The sequence below is a fragment of the Bradyrhizobium sp. Kon56 genome (assembly GCF_055807635.1).
In genome coordinates, this window is sequence record NZ_JBVVOU010000094.1 from 1 (window position 1) to 1,528 (window position 1,528).

The 1,528-nt window shown below is 63.5% G+C and carries 1 protein-coding gene; it reads right to left on the reverse strand.

Going from position 1 to position 1,528, the window contains the following annotated elements; all coding sequences use genetic code 11:
- Positions 1 to 8: 8 nt before the first annotated feature.
- The gene (locus AC0L3B_RS38085) at positions 9 to 1,355 is read right to left on the reverse strand and encodes an IS5 family transposase (protein WP_007605691.1); all 1,347 of its coding nucleotides are present in this window, start codon (positions 1,353 to 1,355) and stop codon (positions 9 to 11) included.
- Positions 1,356 to 1,528 lie beyond the last annotated feature (173 nt).

Genomic DNA, 1,528 nt, shown 5'->3' on the forward strand with positions numbered 1-1,528 from the left:
GTCGTCCGTTAAGAAGCCGAATTGAGCGGGAGCGGACAGGCAAGCGTATGCGATAGCTGGATCAGGAAGAGGCACAAGAGTTCTCTGAGCCAGGCGAGGATACGGCGGAAGTTGTGGCCGACTGCTGAGAGCACGACGTTGGCGGCGTCGCCGGCGCGGCCTTTGAGATAGCAGCGGCCAAGGTGACCTTCGGCCTTCAGATGTCCGATGATGGGCTCGATGGCGGAGCGGCGCCGGAGCTCGCGCTTGATGGCGCCGAACACGCCGCGCTTCTGGCCCGAAATGAAGACGCGACGGGGATTTTGCGTGTCGTGGCCGCGATATCCCTTGTCGACATAGGCCCGCTCGATCGGACAGCCAGTGAGCGCCTCGGTGCGGTCGATGACGTCCCGCAGGGTATGACCGTCGTAGGGATTATCGGGCAGCGACCTGGCGTGCAGTACGAACAGGCCACCGGGCGCCCGGCGGTTGTTGGTGACGATGGAGGCCTTCACGCCGAACTCGTAAGGCGCGGCGGCCTTGCCTTTGCCGATGCATTCCACCTCCGGGGCATGGAAGGAATAAAGCTTCCAGCCGCGCTGGCGCTGCTGCTGCGAGCGGATTTGCACGGCCCGGCCAAGCGGGAGGGCGAATGCCTCCTCCAGTGCCGGCTGGCCCTCGATCTTGCGGCGGATGTCGCGGATGATGCGGCCGAGCCGGCTGCGCAGAATGCGCAACTGCCGCTGATGCCGGCTGAACTGTTTGGCATGGGCGTAGCGGCCCGCCATCATCGCGGCGGCCTTGGCCACACGAGAATAGGATTGCCGCAGCCTGACGGCGTGCCTTCTCGCCAGGCGGTTGAGCCCCTTGATAGCCGCATGGAGCAGCTTGGCATCGGTCGGAAAGGTGATGGCCTTCGGCTGCACCGTGGTGTCGACGGTGACGCGCTTGAGGTCCTGGCCGCGTAACGCGCCGGCCTCGTGCGCCACCCGCAGGCTCTCCGCCAGCAGCAGCTCCAACTTGTCGCCGAGCCGCTTGCGCCAATGGCTCAGGTCCGAGCGCTCGTGCGGGAAGGCATGCTGAAAGAACTCTTGCCCGGTGAAGAACTGGAAATACGGGTCGTGAACCCAGCGCTCGCAAACGCCCTCATCGGACAGCCCGTAAGTGTGCTTGAGCAACAGCAGCCCGATCATGAACCGGGTCTCGATCCCGGGCCGGCCATTCTCGCTGTAGAGCGGCGCGACCTCGCCGTCGATCCAGTCCCAATCGATCTTGCCGGCGAGCTGAACCAGCTCGTGCTTCATGTTGATGATCTGGTCCAGCCGCGCCCGGAACAGATCGTTCGATCCCGTCGTCCTGTGCTTCTTCGGTCGCATCGGCCCCTCCGATGCACCACAGAATCATGGTCCGCAGCGAAAGGGAATCCACAAACGACAATTGCAAGATTTGGGGGCCTCAAGCCCCCAATCCCTGCAATCTCAAATGCCGCCGCAACCGGAAAACTGACTCCTGCTCAATCGCTTAGAGCCTTGTTCACGGACGACTATTT